Below are 978 nucleotides of genomic sequence, written 5' to 3'. Positions count from 1 at the left end.
CTGAAAAGCTATCAAATTAAGCGACTTGTTGTGTTTTTTGATCCGACAAACGATATACAGGGTGCTGGCTGGAATATCAGGCAGTCAAAAATTGCTATAAGGTCTGGCGGGTTGTGGGGACGTGGATTTTTGAAAGGAACGCAGAACCAATTTCTGCCGAAGCAAAGCACCGATTTTATTTTCAGCGGACTGGCAGAAGAATGGGGATTCGCGGGTTGCATAGTGATATGCGCGTTGTTCTTTTTCATTCTGGCACGCACCCTTTTAATCGTAAAAAACACGGCGGATGCGTTCGGCCGTTATATCGCAACGGGGATTTTTGGACTGTTCTTTTTTCACTTTGCCGTCAACGTAGGCATGGCAATGGGTCTTATCCCTGTTGTAGGTATTCCCTTGCCGTTTTTGTCCTATGGAGGGTCTTTTCTATGGACGGCGATGATTTGTGTGGGATTGTTGATGAGCATCAATTACCGCTGTTTTGATGTTAGAAAGTTGTGGTAAAAACAGTTGCTGAAGAGACGGACATATGATTGGCATTATCGATTATAACGCGGGAAACATAAAAAGCGTAGAACACGCGCTGGTGTATTTGGGGTACGAATACACGCTTTCCAAAAATCCTTGCGCTCTGGCACAGGCAGACAAAGTTATCTTCCCCGGCGTGGGGGACGCCCGCTATGCTATGGAACAGCTTCGAAAAACCGGCTACGATTCATTCCTGAAGAATTGTGCTGCGTCCCGAACACCGATTCTAGGCGTCTGCCTTGGCGCGCAGATTATCTTTGAGCATTCTGAAGAAGGCGACACGCCTTGTCTCGGGTTGGTTGCGGGTACTGTCCGACATTTGAGCGCGGTGCAGGGGACCGCCTCAAAGCTTAAAGTGCCGCATATAGGCTGGAATGACGTATACGAAACGGGAATACCGTCCCCGTTGTTCCGCGGCATTCCTTCGCATACGGCGTTTTACTTTGTGCATTC

Annotated in this window: 2 protein-coding genes; both read left to right on the top strand. The window is 48.2% G+C overall.

Annotated features, from left to right (window positions below; translation table 11 throughout):
* Positions 1-501 (top strand): rod shape-determining protein RodA (rodA, locus tag AWU74_RS06125; RefSeq protein ID WP_187150895.1); only part of this gene is annotated, 501 nt, incomplete at its 5' end.
* 25 nt (positions 502-526) lie between these two features.
* Positions 527-978: imidazole glycerol phosphate synthase subunit HisH (hisH, locus tag AWU74_RS06120; RefSeq protein ID WP_062328568.1), on the top strand; the 452-nt coding region annotated here is incomplete at its 3' end.

The organism is Treponema endosymbiont of Eucomonympha sp. (assembly GCF_001028545.1).
The sequence above is the reverse complement of the archived record's forward strand: the minus strand, read 5'-3'. Positions and strand labels throughout refer to the sequence as shown.